Annotated in this window: 13 protein-coding genes and 1 pseudogene; 3 read left to right on the top strand and 11 right to left on the bottom strand. The window is 67.9% G+C overall.

From position 1 onward, the window contains the following. Together ACLP4W_RS07715 and ACLP4W_RS07720 are read right to left on the bottom strand one after the other, a co-directional pair. Positions 1-2018: arabinosyltransferase domain-containing protein (locus ACLP4W_RS07715; RefSeq protein ID WP_442385551.1), on the bottom strand; the 2018-nt coding region annotated here is incomplete at its 3' end. After that, the gene (locus ACLP4W_RS07720) at positions 2015-5350 is read right to left on the bottom strand and encodes an arabinosyltransferase domain-containing protein (protein WP_442385552.1); all 3336 of its coding nucleotides are present in this window, start codon (positions 5348-5350) and stop codon (positions 2015-2017) included. The genes ACLP4W_RS07715 and ACLP4W_RS07720, both read right to left, overlap by 4 nt. Positions 5351-5591: 241 nt before the next feature. Here ACLP4W_RS07720 and ACLP4W_RS07725 point away from each other — a divergent pair, with 241 nt between their 5' ends. After that, complete coding sequence (locus ACLP4W_RS07725) at positions 5592-6731, top strand: BTAD domain-containing putative transcriptional regulator (RefSeq protein WP_442385553.1); 1140 nt, start codon at positions 5592-5594, stop codon at positions 6729-6731. A gap of 7 nt (positions 6732-6738) precedes the next feature. Here ACLP4W_RS07725 and ACLP4W_RS07730 read toward each other — a convergent pair whose 3' ends face one another. Continuing rightward, entirely contained in the window at positions 6739-7362 is a 624-nt protein-coding gene (locus tag ACLP4W_RS07730) for a maleylpyruvate isomerase family mycothiol-dependent enzyme (RefSeq protein ID WP_442385554.1), read from the bottom strand. A gap of 203 nt (positions 7363-7565) precedes the next feature. On the opposite strand from ACLP4W_RS07730, the gene ACLP4W_RS07735 reads away from it, so the two are divergent. Beyond that, a complete protein-coding gene (locus ACLP4W_RS07735) occupies positions 7566-7787 on the top strand; it encodes a hypothetical protein (RefSeq protein ID WP_442385555.1) in 222 nt (73 codons plus the stop codon). A 96-nt stretch (positions 7788-7883) separates the two neighbouring features. Then, positions 7884-8180, top strand: a complete 297-nt coding sequence (locus ACLP4W_RS07740) for a hypothetical protein (protein WP_442385556.1) — start codon at positions 7884-7886, stop codon at positions 8178-8180. Positions 8181-8229: 49 nt separating this feature from the next. On the opposite strand, the gene ACLP4W_RS07745 is transcribed toward ACLP4W_RS07740, so the two are convergent. The 8 genes and pseudogenes from ACLP4W_RS07745 to ACLP4W_RS07780 all read right to left on the bottom strand — a co-directional run bounded on the left by ACLP4W_RS07745 (position 8230) and on the right by ACLP4W_RS07780 (position 18902). After that, positions 8230-11517 carry an arabinosyltransferase domain-containing protein gene (locus ACLP4W_RS07745; protein WP_442385557.1) on the bottom strand — a complete coding sequence of 1096 codons (3288 nt, stop codon included), beginning with the start codon at positions 11515-11517 and terminating at the stop codon, positions 8230-8232. Positions 11518-11523: 6 nt separating this feature from the next. After that, a complete protein-coding gene (locus tag ACLP4W_RS07750; protein ID WP_442385558.1) occupies positions 11524-13491 on the bottom strand; it encodes a galactan 5-O-arabinofuranosyltransferase in 1968 nt (655 codons plus the stop codon). A 2-nt stretch (positions 13492-13493) separates the two neighbouring features. Continuing rightward, on the bottom strand, positions 13494-14258 hold the full coding sequence (locus tag ACLP4W_RS07755; protein WP_442385559.1) for a decaprenylphospho-beta-D-erythro-pentofuranosid-2-ulose 2-reductase: 765 nt from the start codon (positions 14256-14258) through the stop codon (positions 13494-13496). After that, positions 14259-15623: an FAD-binding protein gene (locus tag ACLP4W_RS07760; RefSeq protein ID WP_442385560.1), complete on the bottom strand. Its 1365-nt coding sequence runs from the start codon at positions 15621-15623 to the stop codon at positions 14259-14261. A 32-nt stretch (positions 15624-15655) separates the two neighbouring features. Continuing rightward, the gene (locus ACLP4W_RS07765) at positions 15656-16084 is read right to left on the bottom strand and encodes a GtrA family protein (RefSeq protein WP_442385561.1); all 429 of its coding nucleotides are present in this window, start codon (positions 16082-16084) and stop codon (positions 15656-15658) included. Between the two features lie 40 nt (positions 16085-16124). Further along, complete coding sequence (locus tag ACLP4W_RS07770) at positions 16125-16604, bottom strand: GreA/GreB family elongation factor (RefSeq protein ID WP_442385562.1); 480 nt, start codon at positions 16602-16604, stop codon at positions 16125-16127. 298 nt (positions 16605-16902) lie between these two features. Then, positions 16903-17115 (bottom strand): annotated as a pseudogene (locus ACLP4W_RS07775) (ABC transporter permease); the annotation flags it as partial. A gap of 14 nt (positions 17116-17129) precedes the next feature. Then, complete coding sequence (locus ACLP4W_RS07780) at positions 17130-18902, bottom strand: PE family protein (RefSeq protein WP_442385563.1); 1773 nt, start codon at positions 18900-18902, stop codon at positions 17130-17132. Positions 18903-18963 lie beyond the last annotated feature (61 nt).

Below are 18963 nucleotides of genomic sequence, written 5' to 3' on the forward strand. Positions count from 1 at the left end.
TCGCCGCGATCTCTGGGCGCGAAGTTCAACCAGATCGCCCAGAGTGCCGCGATCGCGAACAAGACGAAAAACATTGCGCTGATCGTGATTCCGCCGAGCCTCGGCATCACGCTGTTGAACGGCACCCCGTAGCTGGACACATACCACCAGCCGTTGGTGGTGGCGAAGCACAGCGCCATCACGAACAACACCGCCGCCAGGAACGCCATCCGGTTGCGCGACCAGCGCAGCACCTCATGTGATACCAGCACCGTGGTCACTGCGGCCATTGCCGCACCCACCGCGGCGAACAGCCCGAAGTGGTGCACCCACTTGGTGGGCGTGAACATCAAGAAGAACATGGTGCCGAAGATGACACCCATCAACCGCCACAACGGGCCGCGGGCCACGCCGGGAACTCGCTTGCGCCGCAACATGATGAACACCGCCGTGAACAGGCACAGCGCGGTGATCAAAAAGCCGAATCGGCGCGACAGTGAACCGTCGACAGTGGGCAGAATGAGGTAGTAGTAGCGCAGATTTTCGGTGTACCACGCCTGGCTGGGGCCGATCGCGGTGCGAATCCTGGTGGCCTCCAGCACCGTTGACAGCGTCTGGTCGGCGAACACCACGGTGAGGATGACCGAACCGGCCGCCAGCATCGGGGCCACCAGCGGCCAGGTGCCGACCAGGCGATGCCTTTTCACCAAAATCCGCAGGATCGGACGGCCACCGGCGACCAGGGCGGCCACCGCGATCAGGCCGGTGGGTTGGACCCCCAGGGTGAACGCCGCGGTGACGACGGCAAGGGCTGCCGGTGTCAGCCGGGATGCGCACATGGAGCGCTCGATCAGCACCCAGGTGATCAGTGAACCCAGCGCGATGATGGGCTCGGGGCGAAGGCCATTGTTGAACGGCATCCACGCGGTCAGCAGCACCATGCCCGCCGCCCAGTTCGCGGCTTTGCTGGATGTCACCGCCGGCCCCAGCCGGGGCAGCACCTCACGCGACAGCAGCAGCCAACACACCAGCCCGGCGAACAGGTCGGGCAACCGTATCCACAGGCTGTCGTCGCTGACGTGGGTCATCTGCGCCAGCAGGTTGTAGTACCAGCCGAACGGGTCCTCCGGGCTGCCGAACCAGCGGAAGTAGTTGGACATGTAGCCGGCGTGGTCGGCGACCCGGGCCATGCCCAGGATGTAGCCGTCGTCGGAGGAATTGGCGCCGATCACATGCCACAGCAGGAATCCGAATATCACCGTGGCGTCTACCAGCGTGAACTTGCGCCAGCGGGTGGGGATCAACCGGTGCATCCGGCGCCCGTCCAGCTGGTCCAGGCGCCACAGCGCGACCAGCGCGACGATGGTGGACACGATCGCCAGCACCATCGCAGCCAGTTTCAGCGTCGTCGGGGTGGTGGAGAAGCGGGTGTCGATGGTCGCCGAGAGATGCAGGCCGGCTGGCGCGGGACCGCTCAAATCGGTGAACACTCCGACGATCTGCGGGCGCAGGTTGGGATCGGGGAAACCACCACGAACCGGCTTGCCCGTGGGATCGGTCAACCCGACGAAGGTGGCGAAGGCGCCGGCGCGTGTGGAGGTGATCTCGATGCGCTGGCATTGCGGGGACGCCGCCTGGTCCCGAGGCACGCTGGCGAGCACCACGTTGCGGTCCGTGACGTCGACGTGCTGGCTGCTGACGACGACGAACAACGCGTTGAGCGCGGCGTCCTTGCCCTTCTTGGGCGCCGTGCTCAGCACGACCCCGCCGTCGGGCGGCAGGTCGCGCACCACAGAGCACGGCACGGTTGCCGTCACGTCGACCGGTGTCAGCGAAATCAGCGGTGCGGTAACGTTATTCAATTCGCCGTTTTGCGGCCAGTTCAGCGTCGCGGTGGTCTGAACGACGGGCAGGAGCGGCGTCGCGACCGACAAGACGAAACCGATCAGCCCGGCGATCGTCGCGACCCAGCGCGTCACCCGCACGTCTTGACGGGGGACCGCCTTGTCTTCGCGGTTCGCGACCGTCGTCACGCTCATGGGAGCGCCCGAATCGGTCCCTGCCGGCTCCAGCCGCGCACTGTGATCACACCCTGTTCGACAACGGCAACCGGCGCCTGCTGAGCCGGCACCAACGCGTAATACTGCTCGACCGATCCCCAGTCGCGATACCAGTCACCGCGCAGGTACGTCGAGACCGTCGAGGTACGCAGCAGCGCCTGAGTGAACAGGAACGGACCGCCGGCCTCGCTGGCCTGCCACCCGTTCGACGACGCCGCCGTCTGTTTGTGATCGGGCATGAATCGGTATTGCGGAAGTTCGGCAACGCCGAGGTGTTCGGAGAACGGCCGCTGGCAGGGGAAGTTTGCGGCGGTCGCGATGTCCATCAGCACCGGTGTGTGCGATCCGATCAATTCCTGCAGGGTATGCAGCACCGGGACCCGCGGAGGCGTGAACGCGAACCACTGCTCGGAGCTCAAGTTCGGGTCGTAGGCGACGATGCGCGCCACGTTAGCCTCCGGCGGCGCCCAGGCCAGCGGGAACCGCAGGTTGCGCCACGCCGGCTCCGGCCCGATGTCGATCGGATAGAACTCCGCGAGCGGCTGGGTGGTGCCGTCGGGGCGAGCGACGCCCCACTGCAGTTTCAGCGATTGCCCGTAGGTGAAGGTGCCATCCTCCTTGTACGACCAGATGGCGCCGGCGGCGGAGACCACCACCAGCGGCCGGGCCGGGTCGCGTGGCGGCAACTGGTACCAGGCCGAAGTCGCGGTGGCGGCCAGCGAATTTTCGCCGTAGCTGCCCATCACCGGTGTGCGGGCCGGGTCGAGGCCGAACGGTAGTGCCACGTGCGACCCGTTTATCCCGACCGGGCCCTTCCCGCCGGCCGTGCCCGCGGAGTCACTCATGGTGGCGTTGGGCTTGTTGGGTGACGCGTCGGAATTCACCACCCCCGGTTTGGTCACCACCGGGTAGGACCTCAGGTCGTCGCCAACCCCTTCGGGTTTGAAGCCGACGGGGTTGATTCCCCCGAGCGGGCCCGCGGGGCCGAATTGCTGCCCCGGAACCGGCTGCAGCAGACCCGCATTGGGGTCTGGCTCGGCCAGCACGTCATCGCCCATGGCGCAGCTGGTGGACGACAGCCCCGATGCGATTGCGGCCAGGTTGGCCTTGCCGGTGGTGTACAGCGGGTAGCGGAAGACCGCGCCCTTGGCCAGCGACGCGACCTCACCGAGCACCATGATCGTCGCCACCACCAGCAGCGGGGTGGAGGCCAGCACGCGGTTGCGCCGGTTGTCCTTGACTTCGGTGTGCCCCGCGTAGTCCATGCGGAAGTGGTACCAGCCGGCCAGCAGTCCGGTGAGGATTGACAGCGTAAGGAACATCGACGTCACCGGGTGGCTCGCAATGACCGGCTGGATGTCGAACCACGGGACTCCGTAGTTGTTGACCTCGAACCAGCCGTTGATGCCGGAAGTGGCCCACGCCAGCACGAACAGCAGCGCGGTGACGTACAGCGTCAGGTTGCGGCGGCTGTGCAGGCCGATCCGCGCGAAGGTGAACGCGGTGACGGCGCCCAGGGCGCCGGCCAGTCCGGCGAAAGCGCCGAACTGCACGGCCCACTTCGTCGGCGTGAACGTCAGCAGCAGCAGGCCGATCGCGGTGGTGCCGATCAGCCGCCACGCCGGGCCGCTGGCCAGGCCCGGGACCCGGCCGCGACGCAGCAGCACCACCAGCACCCCGAACAGGCACAGCAGCATCACCAGCACCGCGAACCGACGCGCCATCGACCCTTCGGCGTTGCTCTCCACCGTGAGGAAGTAGTAGCGCAGGAATTCCTGGTACCACGCGATCGTCGGGCCGACCTTGTACTTGATGCGCGCGGACTCGGCCACGTTGGCCAGCGTCTCGCTGCGGAACACCACCACCGTGATCAGCGACAGCGACGCCCCCAACACCGCCAGCGGGGCCAACAGCCCGTCGGTGACCCGGCGGCGCTGGATGATCCGAGCGACGGCGCGGGCACCGGTCAGCAGCGCGGCGACGGCGATCAACCCCTGCGGCGCCAGCGTCGCGGTGAGCATCGCGACGATGATCGCGACAGCGGCGGGGGCCAGGCGACCCAGCGCGATCGCGCGTTCTACCAGCATCCAGGTGAGCACCACACCGAGGGCGATCAGCGGCTCGGGCCGCAGCCCGTTGTTGAACGGCAGCCAGGCGGCCAGGAACACCGCGCCCGCGGTCAGCACCGCCGCCCGGTTGGCCGCCAGGCCGCCCTTACCCGGTCCCAGCCGGCGCAGCGCCCAGTGGCCGATGATCAGCCAGCATGCGATCCCCGCCAGCGTGGCCGGCAGCCGCATCCAAACGCCGGCGGTGCTCACCGAGGCTAATTTCGACAGCACCGCGAGATACCAGTCGAATGGTGCGTCCGTCGCCCCGAAGTAGCGGTAGTAGTTGGCGACGTAACCGGCCTTCGGCGCGACCCGGGCGATGGTCAGGTTGTAGCCGTCGTCCGACGAGGTGGCGCCGATGACATGCCACAGCAGCAGCGTCGCGATCACCCCGGCGTCAGCGAGCCAGGTAGCGGCGCCGACGCGCCACCAGGTGGCCCGATGCACGCGCGGGCGGTATCTGGCAAGCCAGGCGACCGGTGACCGCCAGTTGACCAGCGTGTCCTCGCCGCGACTGCGGCGATCCAACGCCGCCAGGGCGATGATGGCGACCAGGACCGCCAGCCCACCGACGACCATCGCGATCTTCTTGGTGGCGGTCGGCGCCGTGATGAACCGGGTATCGATGTCGACGCGGGCCGACAGCCCCGGCTGCGGGGGCACCTTCAGATCGGTGAATACGCCGCCGACTTGTGGCTTTTTCTCGGACGGCAGCATTCCTGAAGCGCCGGGTATGCCGACGAAGTCCGCGCCCGCCCCGCCGGCGCCGGCCCAGGTGTGCAGCACACTGCAGGCGCCGGCGGCGACCGCCGAGCGCTTTGCCACAGCCGCCACCGAATCCCGGAACGCAACGACGATCACGTCTTTGTCGGCACGCACGAAGAGGCCGTTCTTACCGTTATCCACGCCGCCGTCCGGCAGGGTCGAGACCACCAATCCGCCGCTGGGAGGCAACGTAGCCATCGCGGAGCAGGGGATTGAGATGTCCAGTGCCCGCGGGGCCCCGGACACCAGCGGGGCGGTGATCTGGGTGACGTGGCCGGCGGGACCTTCTGTGGTGCCTTGTGGCCATAGGACGGTTGCCGTGGTTTGTCTCACGGGAAGCAACGGGACAACGGCGCACAACAACAGGCCCACGATTCCCGCGACGACGGCGACCAACCGCGGGATCCGCTGGGATCGTTGATTACCGTCGGGGGGCACGAGGGTCGATCGTAGGGGACGCCGCTTTGTGCGGTGAGGATGCAGGGCCGCGCAGCGGGCCTGATGTGCGGAGAGCCGCCACGTCGTCAAAAATCCATACCAGTTTTTGGTTTAGCGCGGCGCCCGGCCCACCAAATAAACTCTCGTCGCACCGGATGCGTACAAAATGGTGAGCTGAGGCCCCGACAATCCCCCTATGAGGCCCCGACAAGGCCCCGAAAACCGGGAGGCTGGCAGCGCGATGACGAACACAGGTCTCGGGTTCGGTGTCTTGGGACCGTTGCTGATGACCTCTCACGGCGTCCGGGTGCCGGTCGGCGCCCCGAAGCAGCGTGCGGTGTTGGCCATGCTGTTGATCAACCGCAATCGGCCGGTGTCCGTCGAGTCGTTGATCAATGCGGTCTGGGATGAGGATCCGGTGCCGGCCGCGCGCACCAGCATCCAGGCCCACGTGTCCAACCTGCGCCGACTGCTCCGCAGCGCCGGTGTCGACCCGTACCAGGTGCTGGCGAGCGCACCGCCCGGGTACCAGCTCAGCGTCGCCGACGCCGACTGCGACCTCGGGCGCTTCATGGTCGCAAAGGCCGCGGGAACCCAGGCCGCCGCCGCCGGTCGCTTCGAAGATGCCAGCAACCACCTTTCGTTGGCGTTGGCCGAATGGCGCGGACCGGTTCTCGACGACCTGCGCGGCTTCGCCTTCGTCGATGCCTTCGCCACGGCGCTGATGGAAGAAAAAGTGGCGGCCCACACCGCCCGCGCCGAGGCCGAGATCGCGTGCGGACGCGCCGGTGCCGTCATCGGCGAGCTCGAGGTGCTCACCGCCGAACACCCCTACCGTGAACCGCTGTGGGCGCAGCTGATCACCGCCTATTACGTCACCGAGCGTCAGTCCGACGCGCTCGGTGCCTACCGACGGCTCAAGAGGGCCCTGGCCGAGGGACTCGGCATCGACCCCGGCCCCACGGTCAGTGCGCTGCATGAGCGGATCCTGCGCCAGGAGCCGCTGGGCCTCAAACGGGCCGCCCTGACGACCCGCAAGCGCGGTGTCTACCAGCCGGAGCCGACGACCGAGGGAACGCCGGTCACGGAGTCCGTCGTTGCCCGGCTCCGCGACCAGACCGGACGGGAGTATCGGCTGGCCGGTGCGATCACCCGGATCGGGCGTTTCACCGACAACGACATCGTTCTCGACGACGGCGACGTCAGCCGCCACCACGCCGTCATCACCGACACCGGAACCGGTTTCGTGATGACCGATTTGCGGTCCACCAATGGCGTCGAGGTGCAAGGCCAGCGCATCCGGGGCAGCGCCGCCCTGGCCGACGGCGACCGCATCTGCATCGGCGGCCACCACTTCACCTTCGAAATTCGCCCTTTCTGACGGTCGGCTACCCGCGCAGCCGTTCGGTCAACGTGCCAAGGCCCGGGCCGTCAAGGTCTGCCAGGGCCGCGGGACGGCCCGCCATCGCCATCAGGAGCGCCTCGCCGCGGCCGATGACCTCGGGTCCGCGGCCGTGCGCCCAATCGATGTCGGTCGCGCGCAGTCGCAGCCCCCTGATCCGGCGTCCGGCGCCGAGTCTCGGGTTACCGGGCACCAAGCCGAGTACCCGCTCGAGCCGATCGGCCGGGACGCTGCGCGGCCGGCCAAGCGAGCGGCGGATGTCTTGATGGTGAATCGTGCCGTCGACGAGCGCGATCATGCCGCCGAAACCCGCTGTCAGTCCGCGTGGTTGGAGGTGACCGCCCAGAAATTCCAGCAGCTGTTGGGGGCTCAGGGCCGCGAACTCGTCGACGCCGACCTGGTTGGCCCGCACGATCCAGCCCTTCGCGAAGCGCTTCAGCAGCCCCAGGGTGCCGAGCTCTTCGTAGCTGATCATATGCGCGACAACGTCTTTGACGGTCCAGCCGGTACACAGGCTGGGTGCCTCCCAGTCCTGCGGCGTCAGGCTGGCCAGGAAGTCGGCAAGGTCGGCCCGCTCAGCGCGGGCCATGGTCATCAGGCTGGCTGTCATTTGCGGGCCTCGATCGCGCGCTCAAGTGGTCACGAACGGCAAGTCTAGGCTCGTCAATTCCTGGTCATCCGCCGCCGGTGCCGGCTTGCGGATCCGGCGAACGCAAGAATTTCGCAAGAATCTCGCAAGGACCTCGCAAGTGGTCTGCGTGACACTTCTGCTGTCGGTCGCCGCGACCGACCCCGGAGGGAGGAATCGCAACCATGAAAGCCAGTACCAACAAAGTGTCCAAGCTGCGGATGGCGGGCGCCGTCTTGCTGGGCACCGCCGGCCTGTCACTCGCTGGGTCGCTCATGCCGGCCGTCGCCTCGGCCGACCCGTGGGTCCCCTACAGCGGACCCCTGCATCCGGTTCGGCACTACGCCGCGGACGTCCTGCACCCAATTTGGTCTGTCACGCATCCCTTGCGCGCACTGATCCCGTAAGCCGGCCCAAAACAACTTCTGCCCCGTTTCCGGATGCCGGCTCTATCCGGAACGGGGCAGAAGTAACACGGCGGACGGCGACGAAACGGAACCGCCATGAGCACCCGATACCTGAAGCGCATCATCGCCGGGGCATTGCTATGGGGCAGCGTCGCGGTGGCCGGAGTCGGGCTGACCGCCGGTACCGCCCAGGCCAACACGAGGGGTCCATACCAATGGTGCCCAGGGCAACATCTACCGGCGACCGACGTCGTTTGGGACACGAATGTCTGCCACACCTGGTACTGGGTCGACTACGGATTCCAGGCCAATCGTGGTCACTTCGTTTATGAGGGCGATAACCCGCCGCCGAACCTTGGATGTATTCCCGGTCTCTGCTTACCCGGGCTGTGACCCAACCACGCTTAATTCCTTTGCACGCCAACCGTAGTCGGCGTTGAGGTTAGTTATGGCGAAGCGGCGCCGGGTTCCACAGGCCGCTGCGCGTGGCCGTCCCCAACTGCAGACGGGCGGGCTGGGCGTTGGGGTAGTAGGGCGTCAACCGTTGCAAGGCACCCCAGTCCCGGGACCAGTCGTCTTTGAGATAACTGGCCACCGTGGTCGCTTTCACCAGCAACTCAGTGACGCCCAGCGGGCCGCCGCCGTTGCTGTCCATCACCGGCGAGTTGGCCTCGGCGCCGAATCGGTCCGGCAGGATGCGCCATTTCGGTGTTTCGTCGACACCGTTTTGATGGCCGAACGGTCGCTGGCACGGAAACGCCAGGCCGACCAGCCAGTCCAGGAACACCGGGTCTTGGGAGCCCACCACATCCTGCAGCGTGCGGAGCTGCGGAATCCGCGGCGGCGTGACCGCGATCCAGTGCTGCGGTGCCAGGTCTTCATCGTCGGCGACCAGGCGGATTTGGGTGGCGGCGCCGGGGATCGCGGATAGCGGCAACCGCAAGTTACGCCAGGCCGGCGACGCCCCGACATCAGCGAATTGGAACGACCCGCCTGGATGTCCGCTGGCCGCTTCGTCGTCGGTGGCCCATTGCACCTGTACCTCGCGCGGGTCGAAGCGACCGGCCGCGCTCACGACCAGCAGCGGCCCCCGCTGGCCGCTGGGCGGCAGCCGGTACCAGCCCGACCGCAGCCTGGCGACCACCTGTATGCCGGACCGCCAGCTGCCCAGCACCGGTGTGTGGGCCGGATCGAGGTTGTAGGGCAGCTGCGCGACCGAACCGTTGATTCCCGGTGCGGGGTTGGTGCCGCCCTCAGTGCCGGCCTCGGCGCCGGTGATCAGTCCGTCGTCGTTGATGAAACTGCGGTCCCCGGGACGCTCCATCACCAGGTCGGCGCGGACGTCGGCGGGAATGCCGTTGGGCGTGAACGCTTCCGACAGTCCGGCGCCCAGCGCGTCGGCCACCGAACCGCTCACCGGGGCCAGCATGCCGGCGTTGGGATCCTGCTCCACCATCACGTCCTCGGCCAGTCCGCAGGCTTTGCTGGTCTTCAGACCAGCCAGAGCCTCCAGGTTGGAGCGTCCCACCGACCACGCCGGGTACTGGGCCGTCATCGCCAGGGTCAGCGATGCCACCTCGAAGATCACCAGCGCCCATGTTGCGATTGCCAACGGGGACTGGATGATTCGGGTCATTCGAGCCCCGAAACGGGTCGTCGGTGGCCCTTGGAACCTGGCCGAGTCCGGGGCGACGAAGTGGAACCATGCTGCCAGCAGCAGCACCAGCACGGTCAGCCCGAGCAGCATGGTGGCAAAGGCGTAATGCCATTTCGGGAACGAATTCGACCAGGGCACACCGAAATTGGACACATACCACCAGCCGTTAACGCTGGCGAACGACAGCGCCACCAAGAACAACACCACGGCGGCGAACACGGTGCGGTTGCGCCGGGAGCGCATGGCCACCGACGTCACCGCGACCGCGGCCAGCGCGCCCAGTGGTCCGGCCAGCCCGGCGAACACCCCGAAGTGGTGTGTCCATTTGGTGGGAGTGAACATCATCGCGAGGAACGAGATGATCGTGATCCCGACGATGCGGCGGCTCGGCCCGGCGGCCGTGCCCGGAATTCGGCCCTTGCGCAACGACATTGCCACCGTGATCCCGAGCGCGAGGAGCAGCGCCAGGACGGCGAAGCGTCGGGCCACCGACCCGTCGGGGCTGGCCATGAACAGTCGCTCGTAGCGGAGGTGTTCGTCGAACCAGCTCAGGCTGGGCCCGACGGCACGCTTGAGCATGCTGGCTTGCAGCTCGCCGGCCAGCGTCTGGTCGCGGAAGATCAGGATCGCGGTGACGGTGGCCGCGGCCAACACCGGCGCCACCAGCGGTAGTACGCCGAACTGTTTGGATCTGCGGTGCAGGATGGTCCGCAACGGCCCGATCGCGACCAGCAGCGCACCGATTGAGGCGATACCCGTCGGTCCGGAGAACAACGTGAGTGCACCGATGATGCAGGCGATCGCCACGGGCAGCAGCCGGCTGGTGGCCACCGCCCGCTCGACCGAACACCAGGTCAGCAGGATGCCCACCGCGATGATCGGCTCGGGCCGCAGGCCGTTGTCCAGCGGCAGCCAGACCGCCAGGAACATGCCCGCCGCGGTCCACGCCGCGGCCCGGTTCTTCTTGACCGCATCACCCAGGCGCGGCATGACTTCACGGCTGATCACCCACCAGCAGGTCAGCGCCATCACCAGGGTGGGCAGCCGCATCCAGATGCTGGCGGTGCTGACGTGTGCCCAGAACGCCAACAGGTCGTAATACCAGCCGAACGGGGCCTCGGGCGTACCGAACCACCGGTAGTAGTTGGCCATGTAGCCGGCGTGCTCGGACACCCGGGCCATCGTCAGGATGTAGCCGTCGTCGGAGGTGTTGGCGCCGACGAAATGCCACCACACCAGCACGGCGATGACCAGGGCGTCCAGACCGTCGATCGACCACCAGCGCGGAGGCAGGAAGCGGCGATGCCGGGTGCCGTCAGCGGTGTCCAGGACGTGCAGCGCGACCAGGGCGGCGGCGGTGAGCACCACCCCGAGGATCATCGCGGCCAGTTTCAGCAGCGTGGGGCTGCTGCTGTAACGGGTGTCGACGGTCGCCGAAAAGCTCAGGCCCGGCGGTGCCGGCCCGGCCAGATCGGTGAACACGCCGACGATTTGCGGGCGGAAGTCGTAGCCGCTTTTCTCGCCGCGTAGCGGCGAGCCGGGGTGCTCCGCGTTGGGGCCCTGTGTCAGCCCGACGAATTCGGCGATGACCCGGTCGGCGTGCGCGGTGAAGGTCAACCGCTGGCAGGCCGGGCTGAGGACCTGGCTCAACGGGGCGGTGACCACGGGGACGTTGCGCACCACGAGCACTAGATCGTCGTTGGAGCGCTGGATGAGCAGTCCGCGGTCGACGGCCTTCGGGGCCTGCTTGGGCACCGTCGACAAGAGCACCGTCTTACCGTCGCGCGGTCCGGCCAGCCCGGCGGCGGCCTGACACGGCACGGTGACGTTCAATTCGGTGGCCACGTACCCGATTAGCGGTGCCTCGACGCTGTCGAACGTGCCGTTCTGCGGCCAGTTCAGTTGGGCGGTGGTCTGGTTGACGGGCAGCAGTGGGGTGGCGATCGCCAGTAGGGCCCCGAGCAGACCAGCGACGGTAGCAACCAACCGGGCAATCCGGTGGTTTCCTCCCGCGTCGTTCACGGAGGTAGATGGTAGTTCTTGCACCAAGTCAGGCGGGGTCTCGGTGGCCATCAGCGGTTATGCCACCGGCTTGCGGATGGCCAGCACGAACGGGCCGATGCTTTCGACGACGAAGCGCGGGTCGGCGAACAGGGCCGCCCGCAAATCGACGGTGTAGCGACGGACGTTGGGCTGGTTGGGGTACACGTCCTCGGCCAACCGCAGTGTGTAGTTGCTGTTCGCGCCGCGGCGCATGAGAAATACCGTCGGCGGTGGCCAGGGCGACGTGTCCAGCGCGTGGACGAACTCGTCGGGCGTCTTGAGCTTGGACCACTTCTCGATCTGTGCGGCCCGCAGATCGAACTGTGCCAGCGGGTTGGCGTAATGCGACGTCAGCCCCTGGAATCCCCAGTACGGGTAGTAGGACAGGAAGCTGTAGTCGGCGGTCATCACCACGATCTGATCGCGCGGCTTGCCGGTCACGTGCAAGATGGCGGCGTCGATGACGGAGTAGAACTTCTCGGAGCTCGCCGGCCGCCGGTCGCCGCGCTGGCCGTAGCCGTCGGTGTCCGTGTAGGCGATGGTGAGATCCGGCCGCAGCACGTCGGGAATGTCCTGGCTGAACGCGATCGCGGCAACCAGTCCGATGGCGCCGGCCACCGGGATGACGGCCCGCCCCCAGCCCCGGTCGCGGCCCCTTTCGCGGCCACGCGCCGCTAACATCCCAGCGGTTTCGAGGAAGCCGAACGCGCCGGCGGCAACCAGCAGCACTGTCAGCGTGGGCTGCAGCCGGAACGACAACAGCGTGGTGCGCGCCAGCGTGGTCAGCATCGACAGCAGGGACCACAGGTAGACGGCCAGCACGCCGATGGCCAGGGCGCCCGCTCGCACCGACGAGCGGGCCCGCACCACCAGCCACAGCGTGCCCAGCATGCAGACCGCTCCCAGCAGCGAGAACTGCAACATCGGGAAGGTCAGTTCGGCGCCGTCGGCCGGCAGGTAATGCAGGGAGCTGCCGCTGTCGCTGACCGGGTTACTGGCGGCCCGCACCACAAACGGTAGCCAGGTGGTGGCCCCAATGGGCGCGGCGACGATGGCGATGACGCCCAACCGGCGCACCGGATCGAGCGCGGCTTTCAGCCCGGCTCGTCGCCACCGCCATCCGGCCAGCAGCAGTGCCATCAGCCCGACGGTGAAGGCGCTGTAGGCCACCAGCAGCGTGTACCAGGTGGCCGTGAAACCCAGGAATATCCCGGCCCCGACCACCGCGGCCCAGCCTTGGGCGCCGAGCGTGCGGCCAGCTTCACGTTCGGGCTCGACCGTGCGGCGAGCCGCACGCTCGCGGGCGCCGGCGCGCAGACCCGACCACGTCAGCACCAGCATCGGCGGCAACAGGACCGTGATCATCGCGGAGTAGGGCTCCGGCGAGCTGTAGGCCAGCGTCACCGCCGCGGTCGCGGTCGTCACGACCAACGCGTACTCGAACCGGATCATTCGCCACCACAGCACCAGCGCGACCGCGACCGCGATGGTGATCGAGGTTATGGCCCACGGCTTGTAGACCTCCCAGGCCGGCGTTCCGGTGAGCGCCGCGAGACGTCCGCCGATCCAGAACCAGCCCGGCGGGTAGAACGACGGCAGGCCGAGGTAGGTCATGTCGTGCAGCGCCGGGCTGTCCGCGAGCCGCGTCAGGTATTCGGTGCGGAACTGCTGGTCGACGGAGATGCCGAACAGATACAGCTTGGTCGCCCCCAGGGGCATGCCCAGCGTCACGACGGTGAACGCCGAGACGAACACCAGCCCACCCAGCTGAGCCAGCGGCCGGTACCAGCTCTTCGACCGGGGCCGCCGCCACAGCCAGCCGACAGCGACCAGCCCGGCCAGGCAGCCGACCTGCCCGACGGTGGTCAGCGCGTGCAGTTGGTTGGACGACGGAAAGGCCGGCCACTGCACGCCGGCGATGGCGATCAGCGAAATCACCGCAACGATCACCGCGACCGCCACTGCCCCGACCATCTGGCCCAGGGTGGCCAGCGCGTTACGCATGGTCAGATTGGCAGTTTGCGGAAGATGCTCCGCGGGATGTGTCGCAACACCATCATCACGTAGCGGAACGCTGCTGGCGCCCAAACCAATTCCTTACCTTTTGCGGACGCGGTCACCGCGAGGTTCGCGACGTACTCCTTGTCGACGGTTAGCGGGGCCTCCTTGACGTGCGCGCTCATCCGGGTACGCACCTGGCCGGGCCGGATTACCAGGACACGAACCCCGAACTCGCGCAAAGCCTCTGACAAGCCCAGATAGAAACCATCCAGACCGGCCTTGGTGGAGCCGTAGACGAAGTTGGACCGCCGCACCCGTTCACCGGCCACCGTGCTCATCGCGATGATCTGGCCGAAGCCTTGGCCGCGCATCTTCTCGCCCAGCAGTACGCCGACGGAAACCGCCGCGGTGTAGTTGATTTCGGCGGCCTGGACGGCCTTGCGCTGATTCTGCCAGAGCTCTTCGGCGTCGCCGAGCACACCGAAAGCGACAATGGCCACGTCGACGTCGCCGTTCGCAAAAGCCTGTTCGATCACCTTGGGGTGGCTGTCGGTGTTCAGCGCGTCGAAGTCGATGAGCTCCACCGATCGCGCGCCTGCGGCCTTCATCTGTGCCACCGCGTCGTCGCGGCCCGGGTCTTCGGGCATGCAGGCCAGCACGATACGCGCGTGGGCATTCTGCAAGTAGCGCTCGCAGATGGCCAGCCCGATCTCGGACGTGCCGCCCAGCAGCAGGATGGTCTGGGGGTTACCCACGGCGTCGAGCACCATTTAGAGCAGCTCCAAACGTCGGGCCATGTCCGAGACGAAGACCCCGGTGGGATCGACCTTGCGGCGCGACGCGATCCATTCGTCGATGCGTGGGTACATGGCGTGGAAAGTGGCCGCGGTGGCGCGGTTGTCTTTGCCGGTGTAGAGCCGACCGCCGAACTCCAGCACTCTGCGGTCGAGTTCGTTGAGAAACTCGTTGAGGCCCGGCTTGATCTGAAAATCGACGCACACGTTCCAGCCCGGGATCGGGAAGCTCAGCGGCGCTTGGTTTCCGGGTCCGAACAGCTTGAACACGTTGAGCCACGAGTAGTGACCCGACTTTTGGATGTCGTGCATGATGCCCTTGAATTCCGCTACTGCTTCGACGGGCACCACGAACTGGTACTGGCTGAAACCGGCTGAGCCGTAGGCCCGGTTCCACTCGCCGACCATATCCAGTGGGTGGTAGAACTGCGTCAGGTTTTGCGCCTTGCCGCGGTAGGACCCCGACTTGCGGTACCAGAGTTCGGTCAGCGTGCCGAAGATTGGCTTGTTGCCCAAGCCGTTGGGAAAGATATCGGGCATCGTAAAGAACTGCGGCGCATCAAATTTCAGCGGGTTCTTCTGTAGCTTCTTCGGCAGCTGGTCCACCGTCGCCAGCGACCCACGCGAAATTGCGGCGCGACCCAGCTTCGGCGGCGCACTGATCGCGTCGAACCACGCCGACGAGTAGGTGTAGTTGGCTTCGCTGCCGTCACTATGGAACGCGATGGTCTCGTCCAGGGTCTGGGTAACGTCGCCGTCGGCAATGAAATATGCCGTCTCCGTTGGAGTCATCTCGACGGTCGCGCGCAAAACGATTCCGGTGAGCCCGTTACCGCCGACGGTGGCCCAGAAAAGCTCGGCCTCCTCGCCGTCGGGGGTGAGGTGGCGGACCTGCCCGTCGGCGGTCAACAGTTCCATCGACCGAACGTGATTGCCAAAGCTGCCCGCGCTGTGGTGGTTCTTACCGTGAATATCGGAGCCGATCGCACCGCCGATAGTGACCTGCCGGGTTCCCGGCAGCACCGGCACCCACAGCCCGAACGGCAGTGCGGCGCGCATCAACTGGTCGAGGTTTACGCCGGCGTCGAGGTCGGCGACGTGGGTGTCGGCGTCGATCGAATGGATGCGGTTCAGCGCCGTCATGTCGATGACCAGGCCGCCGCCGTTTTGCGCACTGTCGCCGTAAGAGCGGCCCAGCCCACGGGCGATGACGCCGCGCCCGCCGGCGTTGGCGGCATGGGCAACCGCCTTGGCGATCACCTCGGGGTCGGGGGTGGAGAGCACCTGCGCTACCGACGGCGCCGTGCGGCTCCAGCCGGTGAGCCGTTTGGTCGTCAACATCGTCAAAGAGGGTACCGCCTGTACCTGGCGGCTCAGCGGATGCGGAAGATCACGGTTCGCTGCACGATGAAGTTGATCACCGTCGCGGTGCCCTGCGCGATCACGAACGCGACGGGTATCGCCCACCCGCGGTAGTGCAGGAGTGCCAGGGACAAATGATTGAGCCCGACCTGCACGGCGAAGGTAATGCCGTAGAGAACCATGACCGCGGCGAAGCGTGCGGTGTTCGGTGGCGCTTGAAACGTCCATCGGCGGTTGATCAGGTAGGCGGTGATGGTGCCGATGACGAAACTGATCGCCTTGGACAGGTCAACCTGCATGCCGACCACTCTGTAGAGCACAAAGTAGATGCCGAAGTCGACGATCGCCGCCAGCCCCCCCGTGACGACGAAGCGCCACACCTGCGTCGTCAGACTCAGTTGTGGGCGCGGCGGCGCGGTCTCAGGCAGCGGCACAACCATTGGGGGCAGTTTACGGGGCAGCTCGGGAACCCGGTTGGAGCTAACTGGGCAGCTTGACTGCGAGCAGCTCGACCTGATTTTCCCCTTGCGGTGTCGAGTAGGTCACCGTATCGCCCGGCTGACGTCCGGCAAGGGCCTGCCCCAAAGGGCTGCGGGCGGTCAACGTCTCAGCTTCGCGGCCGATGGGGGTCTCTTCGACGATCGAGATCACGTGCATAGTGACGACCTCACCGTCGGGGAACCGCAGGGTCACCTCGGTACCGCCGGGCAGCGTTTCCGATCTGTCGGACTCCGACGGCCCCGTCCGCAACCGCCGGTCCAGCTCATTGATCCGGTCGCCGAGGACCACAAGTTCGTCAGCGCGCTGTATCGCCTCGGCCGCGTCGCCGTGATCACCGATCATGCCGCGGTCGTTCTTGACCTCGACCTCGAGGCGATCACGTCGCTGCCGTAGCCGGTCCAGCTCCGCGGCGAGGTTTTCCCGCGCCGCATCCGCCGCTGATTGGCCTTGTTTGCTCACGTCCGTCGACCTTTCGCGGCGCCGGCGACTTCGTTGTCGTCGAGCGCCCTGATTTGCCTTTTGAGTTACCCGAATACGCCACATGAGGTGCTTCGTAGCGCTTCAGTGTCGCACCACCACGAGGTAGCCGCCACCATATCCGGCAACGACCCTGGATTGTTAGACACCTGCACGCCCGATAAGGCGCCGATTCTATCCTCGTTTGCTCGCTTCGTCGCGGCCAGAGCGTTGGCATGCCGGCTGTGCCCGGTGCGGGGGCTTTCCCGGTCCTCCGGTGAGGGTGACCACACCCGGCTGGCTAGACCCAATAAGGCACGCGGGCGCGGTATTGCCGCATCGCGAAGGGCGCCAGCACCCAGCCGACGGCCGTCAAGACCAGCACCACCACCCGATGCCGCAGTTCCTGATGGGAGCCCAGCAATGGCGAGCGAACGATATCGAGATAGTGCAGCAGCGGGTTGAGCTCGAAGATGCTCGACCAGCGTCCGGCACCCTGCTGCCCCAGCTTGTCGATTGCGTTCAGCGCTACCCGGGATTGCCGCTCGTGCCGGCCGCGCCCATGGAGCCGCCCGTGCCGGCGGCGCCGGCGGCGCCCGGTGCGGCAATCAGGGAGCCACCTGCCCCGCCGCTGCCGCCGCTGCCCGGGGTGCCCCCGGGGCCGCCGCCGCCCCCGGCGCCGGCCCCGCCGTCGTTACCGCCGGCGCCGCCGGGGGCAGCCCCGTTGCCGCCGTTACCCCCATGGCCGCCGATGCCCCCGGCGCCGCCGGTGCCGCCAGCCCCGCCGGTGCCGGCCAGCAGCCCGCTGGCGCCGCCCTCTCCGCCCTCGCCGCCGCTCCCTCCTGCGCCGCCAGTGCCGCCGGCGGCGCCGTCGCCACCGTCTCCGGCGCTTGCGGTAGGCCCGGGATTGCCATTGCTGATCGTGGTGCCGCCGGGACCGCCCGCACCGCCCGCACCGCCGGTGTCGGCGTTACCGCCCGTGCCCCCGGTGCCTCCGGCGCCGCCGGCACCGCCGTTGCCCATCAGCAGCCCGCCGTGACCCCCATTCCCGCCGGCGCCCCCATTCCCGCCGGCGCCGCCGAACGCGCCCGTGGCACCGTCACCGCCGTTCCCACCCGCGCCGCCGAGGGCGCGAACGGTGTCATTCGCGGAGCCAGAGGCGGTCGCTGCACCGCCCCCTCCGCCCGCACCGCCCGCTCCGCCCGGGCCTCCGCCGCCGGCCCCGCTACCACCCGCGCCACCGATGGCAACGACGCTGCTACCCAGGCCGGCCGTCGCGCTATCCGTGGCCGTCGCGAGGCCGCCAGGACCGCCGGCCCCGCCGGTGGCGCCTGCACCGGCCGCGCCTCCGGAACCACCAGGGCCACCAAAAGCCGAAACGGAGTTGGTGCCGCTGCCAACGCCCGTAGCTGACCCGGTGCCACCTCCGCCGCCGCTGCCGCCGGCCCCTCCGGCGACGCTGCTGCCCGGGCTGCCAGGGGTACCGCTAGCTGCGACGGCTCCGCTGCCGGTCACGAAGTTAGCCGTGCCGTTGCTTCCGCTGCCTGCGGTGCCGACCGGGATGGGGTTCACCCCGTTTGCCCCGGCCAGACCCATTCCGCCTGGCCCGCCCGCACCGCCATTGCCAAACATGACGGCGTCGCCGCCGTTACCCCCTTGCCCGGGATTGCCGCCGTTGACGCCGGCCACAGCGGCCCCGCCGGCCCCGCCGTCTCCGGACAGCAGTCCCCCGGTGCCACCGTGACCGCCGGCCGCGCCGCCGCCGCCCATGCCGCCGGGCCCGCCTGCGCCGATCAGCCCCGCGGCGCCGCCGGCGCCACCGGCGACCCCGACAGCCGTGCTCGCACCACCGGCCCCGCCGTTGCCGTATAAAACCCCGCCGGCCCCGCCGGGCTGCCCCACCCCGCTAACGGTCCCCCCAGGGGCACCGTTGCCGATCAGCGGGCGCCCCACCAGGGCCTCGGTTGGTGCATTGACGGCAGCCAGCAGGTCCTGCTCAACGCTCTGCAAAGGGGACGCGTTTGCCGCTTCTGCGCTGGCATACGATCCCGCGCCGGCAGCCATCGCCTGCACAAACTGAGCGTTAAACGCGGCTACCTGACCGCTCAACACCTGATATTCCTGGGCGTGCGCCCCGAACAGCACAGCGATCTGCGCCGACACCTCGTCAGCGCCCGCGGCAAGCACCCCCGCCGTCCGGGTGGCGGCCGCGGTGCTCGCGGCGTTGATCGTCGAACCGATGTCCGCCAAATCCGCCGCCGCTGCCGTCAGTGTCTCCGGTGCCGCAACTACAAGCGACATGGCCTACCTCCCGGACAGGAAAACCCGGCTATCGGGCGCATCGACGAGGATTCGGTATGGG

The organism is Mycobacterium sp. (assembly GCF_052145595.1).
In the GTDB taxonomy this organism is placed as follows: domain Bacteria; phylum Actinomycetota; class Actinomycetes; order Mycobacteriales; family Mycobacteriaceae; genus Mycobacterium.